The following is a 7,574-nucleotide window of genomic DNA, read 5'->3' as shown; positions in this document are numbered from 1 at the left end:
ACTCGTTTCGGCGACCAATGCGGTAGGTGAAAGCGAGGTTTATCGGTACGACAAGCAACACGTCATTCTGGAGCGTGGACTGGCCGGTGGGGCGAGTTTCTTTTGGGAATGGGAACGCTCCGGCAAGGCGGCGCGCTGTGTTCGGCACTGGGCCAGTTTTTCGCAGATGGATACACGGTATGTTTGGGGTGATGACGGCCGTGTGGACGTGCATAACGCCGATGGCAGCCAGGAAGTGTACGTCCACGATGACCGGGCGCGGCTGGTGCAGCGTGTTGATCCGGATGGCGCCCAGCACTTCAAATCCTACGACGCTAAAGGCCGGCTGACGGTCGAGCAGGATCCGCTCGGGGCGGTGACGGCGTATCAATACGACGATGCCGGACGCTTGGTGGCGTTGTTTCCAGGGGACGACGAACCAACATCCTACGAGCATGACAATGGCTTCGTACGGGTTGTAAGACGTGGGGAGGCCGTCTGGAAGTACGAGCGTAACGATCAGGGCGATGTGACGCGTAGGACCGATCCCGACGGCCAAGTAACGGACTACAGCTACAACAAATATGGGCAGTTGATTGGGGTTTGGTATCCCGATCACAGCTGTCATCGCCTGGTGTGGAACGAACGCGGCCAGTTGCTTGAAGAGCAACTGCCCAATGGCGGCATCAAGCGCTATCGCTACGACGATCTGGGCCGCCAGATTGCCCGCGAAGATGAACAAGGCGCGCTGACCCAATACCAATGGGACAGCGTTGGTCGGCTAATTCGCGTCGTACTCCCCGGCGGTGCCACGCGGGAATACAGCTACAACCCCTACGGAAAAATCACCGCCGAACGCGACGAACTCGGCCACATCACCCGCTACGAATACGCCGACGGCCTGCACCTGATCAGCCGCCGCATCAACGCCGATGGTACTCAGGTCAAGTACCGCTACGACAACGCTCGACTGCTGCTGACCGACATCGAAAACGAAATCGGCGAAATCTACCGACTGGACTACCACCCCAACGGCCTGATCCAACAGGAAATCGGCTTCGACGGCCAGCGCACCGCCTACGTCTACGACCTCAACGGCAACCTACGGGAAAAAACCGAACACGGCGACGACGGTCGTCAGCTAGTTACCGTTTACCAGCGCGATCACGCCGGCCGCCTCGTACGAAAAACCCTGCCCGACGGCAACACGGTCGATTACGCCTACGACCGCCAAGGCAACCTCCTCAGCGTCGACGACGGCCACTGGGCGCTGGCCTACGAATACGACCCACAAAACCGCCTCACCGCCGAACATCAGGGCTGGGGCACCTTGCGCTATGGCTATGACGCCTGCGGCCAACTTCAACATCTACGCCTGCCAGACAACAACCGACTGGTGTTCAACCACGCCAAAGGCGGCCACCTCGCCACCGTCGAGTTAAATGGCGCACTGCTCACCTCGCACCTCTTCAAAGCCGGCCAGGAACACCAACGCCAACAAGGCCAACTGCTCAGCCACTACCACTACGACGACCAGCACCGCCTGCACGCTCACACCATCACCCAGCAGGAAAACTACTTCTACCAACGCCACTACGACTACGACCCATCCGGCAACCTCACCCGCCTCAACGACACCCGCAAAGGCGAACACCACTACCGCTACGACCCACTCAACCGCCTGATCCGCGCCGATCACTCGCAAGACCAGCAAGAACGCTTCGCCCACACCCCCGCCGGCAACCTGCTCATGCAAGACCGCCCCGGACCCGACATCGTGGCCGGCAACCGCCTGATGATTCAGGGCGACCGGCATTACGACTATGACGCCTTCGGTAACCTGATCCGCGAACGGCGTGGCAAAGGGCATCAACTCGTTACCGAATATCGCTACGACTGCCAGCACCGGTTGATCGGTATTACACAACCCAACGGCCAGACCGCGAGTTACCGCTATGACCCGTTTGGGCGGCGCATCAGCAAAACCGTGGACGGCATCACCACCGAGTTCTTTTGGCAGGGCGACAAACTCATCGCCGAACACCATGCGGATCGTCATCGCAGCTATCTCTACGAACCCAATAGTTTTAGGCCGTTGGTGCTGCTGGAAGGCTTTGGTCCACAGGAAACAAAACCCTACCACTACCAACTCGACCACCTCGGCACGCCCCAAGAACTCACCGCTCCAGACGGAGAAATCGTCTGGTCCGCCCACTACCGCGCCTACGGTGAAATCAGCCGCCTCGATATCGGAAAAGTCGACAACCCGCTGCGCTTTCAAGGCCAGTACCTCGATCCGGAAAGCGGGCTGCACTACAACCGCCATCGCTACTACAATCCAGACATTGGTCGTTACCTGACGCCTGATCCCGTGAAGCTGGCAGGTGGGGTCAACGCCTACCAGTATGTGCCCAACCCTACGGGGTGGGTAGATCCTTTGGGGCTCAGCGCAGATTGCCCCGGGTCAAAAAGAAAAGATCCCGCCTGCGCCACGCCAACTCAACCAGATATTCCTAATGTTTCTCGCAAGGGGGCTTTCAGGCAAGCTAAAAGAGATGCCCATATACCGATGAATCAGAGCCCAGACGTGATGACCCACCCGAAAACCGGGCGGACGACACAGTACAAAAAAGAGAACATGACCGACCTGAATGATAAAAAAATACTGAGTACTACCGGTCACCCCATTGAGACGAGGGTATATCAATTTACAAGAGAAGATGGCTCACAAGTTCTTATTCAAGATCATTCTGCCGGGCATAAATACGGCAGACCGGATGGGCTTGGAGATCAAGTAACACATTTTAATTTACGGCCTATTGAACAACCTCGCAACGGTAAAGTCATCGGTGCAGAAGCACACTACTTTTTCAGGAGGAAACATGAAACACTGGAATGAACTAGACAAAAATATTTTCTTTGAAAAAATCTTTACCCAGCCTGTCAAGATAGGAGAAATTACGCTGTTTTCTTTGCAAATAGACAATGATCGGCCGAATTTGGGTATTGGGTTCGACATACCTGAATTCCCAGACGTCCTACCGGAAAAATGGAAAAATAAAGGTTACAACGTTTGCAGACTTGGCATTGACTGCTATGGCATTAGCGACCTAAAAATACTAAACATACCCATCCGAGACACTTTTATTTTAAGAATAACAAAGGAAAATGATCAGCTCTACTTCCAAGCCACCAACAAAAGCTCTTTAATCGAGTTCAAGGCTCAGAGCATCTCCATTTGCGACCCTAATCTTTACATTAGAGGCAAAGATGAAGACTTCTAAAACAACAGAACACAGTAACAAAAAATAGCGCCAGGAAGGAAAAAATTAAACACTGGAATGGATTGGACGGAAGTATATTTTTCAGCAAAATCTTCAGCACACCTATCGAAATTGGAAAAGTAGCTCTTTTTTCTTTAAGAATAGAAAATGATCAACCTTGTATTGACATGGGTTTCGATATACCCGATTTTCCAGACAACCTACCAGAAAAATGGAAAAACAAAGGATTCAACAGATGTAGAATAGGCATAACATGCAATGAAATCACAGAGTTGCAAACTCTAAATATTCCTTGTGCACGAAGTATTTATTGTAAAAATCAAAAAAGACAGTAATTATTTTACATTTGAAGCCATAAGTAACAGCGCATCTATAAACTTTAAAGCTAATTTCATTTCATTTAGCGGTCCTAGTGTGTACATCAATGGGCCTGACGACTACCACTTCAAGTAATCAACATGTTTACAACTCAGTAAATACACACCGGAAAGGACACCAAATGAACGAGTCATCTTAAAACAGACGAAATATTCAAAACTTTAGGGAAGCTCTGAAAAAGACTTTCTAATTTGGCAAAATCGCCGGACACCAGTCGCCGAGCTTTTCGATGATGAAACAGATGACCTTTGCCGACGCCGAGTACGCAGGCAAACGCAAGCAGACCCGTAAGGAATTGTTCCTGATCGAGATGGATCAGGTGGTGCCCTGGAAGGGTTTGATCGCCTTGATCGAGGCGCACTATCCAAAGGGTGAAGGAGGCCGTCCGGCCTATCCGTTGATGGCGATGCTGCGCGTGCACCTGATGCAGAATAGGTTCGGCTACAGCGATCCTGCGATGGAAGAAGCACTGTATGAAACGACCATCCTGCGCCAGTTTTCGGGTCTGAGCCTTGAGCGGATCCCGGATGAAACCACCATCCTCAACTTCCGTCGCCTGCTGGAAAAACACGAGCTGGCCGCTGGAGTTCTCGCTGTGATCAATGGTTATTTGGGCGACCGTGGTCTGTCGTTGCGTCAAGGCACCATCGTGGACGCCACCCTGATTCATGCGCCCAGCTCAACCAAAAACAAGGATGGCAAGCGCGACCCGGAAATGCATCAGACCAAGAAAGGCAACCAATATTATTTTGGCGCCAAGGCCCACATCGGTGTCGACGATGAGTCTGGCCTGGTTCATAGCGTGGTGGTCACGGCGGCCAATGTAGCGGACGTCACACAGGTCGACAAACTGCTGCATGGCGAAGAAAACGTGGTCTGCGCCGATGCGGGTTATACCGGGGTCGAGAAGCGCGAAGAGCACGAGGGGCGTAAGGTTATTTGGCAGATTGCAGCCCGGCGCAGCACTTACAAAAAGCATGGAAAACACAGTGCCTTGTACAAAGCGATACGCAAGATCGAGAAAGCCAAGGCTCAGGTTCGTGCCAAGGTCGAGCACCCGTTTCGGGTGATTAAGCGCCAGTTTGGCTATGAAAAAGTGCGTTTTCGGGGGCTGGCCAAGAACACAGCGCAGATGTTGACGTTGTTCGCCCTATCAAACCTGTGGATGGTACGTCGACATTTATTGGCGAGCACAGGAGAGGTGCGCGTGTAATACAGCAAATGGCGGCTGCGAAGCGCCTTGCAGCGGCTGGAAGGGCTGAAAATGAAGAGAATGGGTCAAATTTCGACGGGGTCGTTTTTTGAAAAGTGCTAACGGCTTAATAGCCGGAAAATATCTGGCTATTTCAGACCAGCCTTAGCAACGACAAAATCTGGTCCGGCGAAGTACAGGCCAGGGATAGATATTGAAACCTTGGAGAGAGAAGCCTATAAAAACGGCAAGATGACTACGAATGGCAAACCTTGGAAGGTCAGGGAGTACGCTGAAAGCATCGGCGCAAGCGAGGGGGCTCCGAGCCGCTGGATCCGCATAGAATTAAGCGCAAAAACAATTCACGGCCACCCTATTTCAGAGCAAGAATTCAGGAAATTAACCAAATGATCTCGTTAGGTTTCATACAAGGCACCATCACCTATGACGAGCTTTCTTTGCTGGAAAATTCTGCGATTGAAGATCAAGTACACAACCTGAAGGAGGACATGCTTCAGGTGGAGTATCCGGACGGCTTCTTACTTGACGTAGGTTGGTTTCCTTCATTCGATGCAAAGGGACACTTTCAAATAAAAATCATCAAAGACCATGACTGGGATTCCCCTACGTTAACTCTTACCGCGCGATCAATTGACACCCTAGGCGAGCTACTTCTCCATGCGCAATCTCGATTAACACAGCGCTAAAAAAACCAAAGATGACATACCTCCCTTAAAAATTGGTCATGGAACCGGATAGTTTTCGGCCACTGACTCTACTGGAAAGCTTCGGATCAAGCGAAACAAAGCAACTCTCACAAGAGAGTACGAGTTCACTCGCGAGAACGGTTCCAAAATTGTTATCCAAGAGCACAGCGCAGGGCATAAATTTGGCGCCAAAAACGGGGCGGGGGATCAAGGTGCTCACTTTAATTTGCGCCCTATTGATACACCACGAACTGGAAACATTCCTGGAACGAAAGACCATTAATTATTCAAGGATAAAAAATGAAATACTGGAACAATCTTGATGGAACGATCTTCTTTAACAAAATATTCAGTCATCCAATCGAAATAGGCAAGATTTACATACACTCATTGAGCATAGAAAATGACCAACCTGACTTAGGGATCGGTTTTGACATACCTGAGTTCCCTGATCACCTGCCCGAAAAATGGAAGGACAAAGGATATAACACATGTCGACTCGGACTCAGCTGCTCCGAAATAAGTAACTTACGAATATTAAATATCCCCCACAGAGAAGTTTTTTTTGCAAAAATAAAATTTGAGGACGGTTATTATTTTTTTACCGCACAATCAAAGGAAGCGTCGATTGAATTCAAGGCCAAGTGGTTATCCCTGAAAGGCCCCTCGGTTTATATAAACTGTCCTGAACCAGCGGATCATAATTGGTCAGACGAGGTTTGATAAAAAGCATAAGCCTTATTCGCACAACGGTAACTATGATCCCCATAGCCAACCCCAATTCGCCACCCCACCCTCTCGCACCTAAACTCCTTCCAAGTTGTTTCAACGGACAGAGGATTCACCATCATGGGCAAACGTCACCCCAATCTTCCCGCCTGGCAATGGCGTAACTACCCCCAGAACCACCAGCACCCGACCAACCTGGCGTTGCATCTGATAGCGGTGCCGCTGTTCATCATCGGTTTTCTGCTGATCGTGTCGGGCGTGTTCAGCCTGAGTCTGGCCAGTTTTGCCGTAGGCATCGTCGGTATCCTGGCCGGCCTGGCGTTGCAGCGTCACGGCCATAGCCTGGAAGTCGAGGCCAGTGAGCCATTCAGTGACCGTAAGGATGCGGTGCAGCGTCTGGTGGTCGAGCAGTTCGTGACGTTCCCGCGCTTTGTGGCGAGCGGTGGCTGGTGGCGCGCCTGGCGGCAGCGCCATCGGCACTGAGGTTCAGGCGAAGACCACCACGGTCTGGCGACTGAGGGCGATCAACTCGCCGGTCGGGCTCCACAGCGCGGCGGCGGCATGGCCGTAGCCATCGCGGGCGTGTTCGATATTGACGTAGTACTGGCACCAATCGAGGATGGTCAGATCTTGCAGCGGCTGGATGAATTCGATGGTCCAGGTCAGCGTGCTGCCCGGCGCGGGTTTCTTAAGGTGCGGGAGCAAGGCCGGAGGCCAGGCGTCGACCAGGGCGAGGATATGCGCTTCGGTCAGCGGTTCTTCGTTTACGTCCCCGCGCAGGCGAACCCAGCCGCCCATGTCGCGGGATTGGGTGCCCGTGAACGGTAGGCCGCCGACACTCCAGCGCATCGCCAAATGCCGCATGAATTCGGGGGTGACGCCCTTGATATAAGGCAGTTCCTGGCACTGGTCCCAGTGCTTGAACACCGGCGGCGCTTCGCTGGCCACATCGATTTCCGATTCGCGAGACGCACCGAAACTGGCCTGTACCAGCGTCGCCGTTTCACCATCTTGCACCACGCGACCGAGCAATTGGCTGACGGCCTTGCCTTCGCGCAACACTTCCACGTGATAACTGGCCGGTACATCAGCCGCCACCGGCCCCACAAACGTGATGGCCAGCGAGCGCAGTGGGCGATCCGCCGGCACCTGGGCGCGCAGGGCTTCGTACTGTAACGCGGCGACCAAACCACCAAAAGTCGCGCGACCTTGGCCCCATTCAGCGGGAATGGTGACGTCCAACGGGTTACTACGGACGGCGTCGAGCAAATCACTGAAGCGCATGGCGACCTCACGTCAAAAATT

General features: G+C 52.7%; 9 protein-coding genes. 8 read left to right on the top strand and 1 reads right to left on the bottom strand.

Annotation, left to right across the window (positions count from 1 at the left end; all coding sequences use genetic code 11):
* The 8 genes from V6M90_RS10655 to V6M90_RS10620 all read left to right on the top strand — a co-directional run.
* On the top strand, positions 1–2,878 hold a 2,878-nt coding region (locus V6M90_RS10655; RefSeq protein WP_332846443.1), incomplete at its 5' end, for an RHS repeat-associated core domain-containing protein.
* Positions 2,862–3,263: an Imm50 family immunity protein gene (locus tag V6M90_RS10650; protein ID WP_078823745.1), complete on the top strand. Its 402-nt coding sequence runs from the start codon at positions 2,862–2,864 to the stop codon at positions 3,261–3,263. The genes V6M90_RS10655 and V6M90_RS10650, both read left to right, overlap by 17 nt.
* A gap of 62 nt (positions 3,264–3,325) precedes the next feature.
* Positions 3,326–3,598, top strand: coding sequence for an Imm50 family immunity protein (locus V6M90_RS10645; RefSeq protein ID WP_332846442.1), 273 nt, complete (start codon positions 3,326–3,328; stop codon positions 3,596–3,598).
* A 275-nt stretch (positions 3,599–3,873) separates the two neighbouring features.
* A complete protein-coding gene (locus tag V6M90_RS10640; protein ID WP_141064962.1) occupies positions 3,874–4,854 on the top strand; it encodes an IS5 family transposase in 981 nt (326 codons plus the stop codon).
* A gap of 386 nt (positions 4,855–5,240) precedes the next feature.
* Complete coding sequence (locus tag V6M90_RS10635) at positions 5,241–5,540, top strand: hypothetical protein (protein WP_141064934.1); 300 nt, start codon at positions 5,241–5,243, stop codon at positions 5,538–5,540.
* Between the two features lie 85 nt (positions 5,541–5,625).
* Positions 5,626–5,823: an HNH/endonuclease VII fold putative polymorphic toxin gene (locus V6M90_RS10630; RefSeq protein WP_332846450.1), complete on the top strand. Its 198-nt coding sequence runs from the start codon at positions 5,626–5,628 to the stop codon at positions 5,821–5,823.
* 17 nt (positions 5,824–5,840) lie between these two features.
* Entirely contained in the window at positions 5,841–6,263 is a 423-nt protein-coding gene (locus V6M90_RS10625) for an Imm50 family immunity protein (RefSeq protein ID WP_332846441.1), read from the top strand.
* A gap of 126 nt (positions 6,264–6,389) precedes the next feature.
* Entirely contained in the window at positions 6,390–6,752 is a 363-nt protein-coding gene (locus V6M90_RS10620; protein WP_003172688.1) for an Mpo1-like protein, read from the top strand.
* A 3-nt stretch (positions 6,753–6,755) separates the two neighbouring features.
* On the opposite strand, the gene V6M90_RS10615 is transcribed toward V6M90_RS10620, so the two are convergent.
* Positions 6,756–7,553: an acyl-CoA thioesterase gene (locus tag V6M90_RS10615; RefSeq protein ID WP_141064936.1), complete on the bottom strand. Its 798-nt coding sequence runs from the start codon at positions 7,551–7,553 to the stop codon at positions 6,756–6,758.
* Positions 7,554–7,574 lie beyond the last annotated feature (21 nt).

Source organism: Pseudomonas lactucae, assembly GCF_036688725.1.
GTDB classification, from domain to species: domain Bacteria; phylum Pseudomonadota; class Gammaproteobacteria; order Pseudomonadales; family Pseudomonadaceae; genus Aquipseudomonas; species Aquipseudomonas lactucae.
Note: the sequence above shows the minus strand (reverse complement) of the source record. Positions and strands in the feature narration are given on the sequence as shown.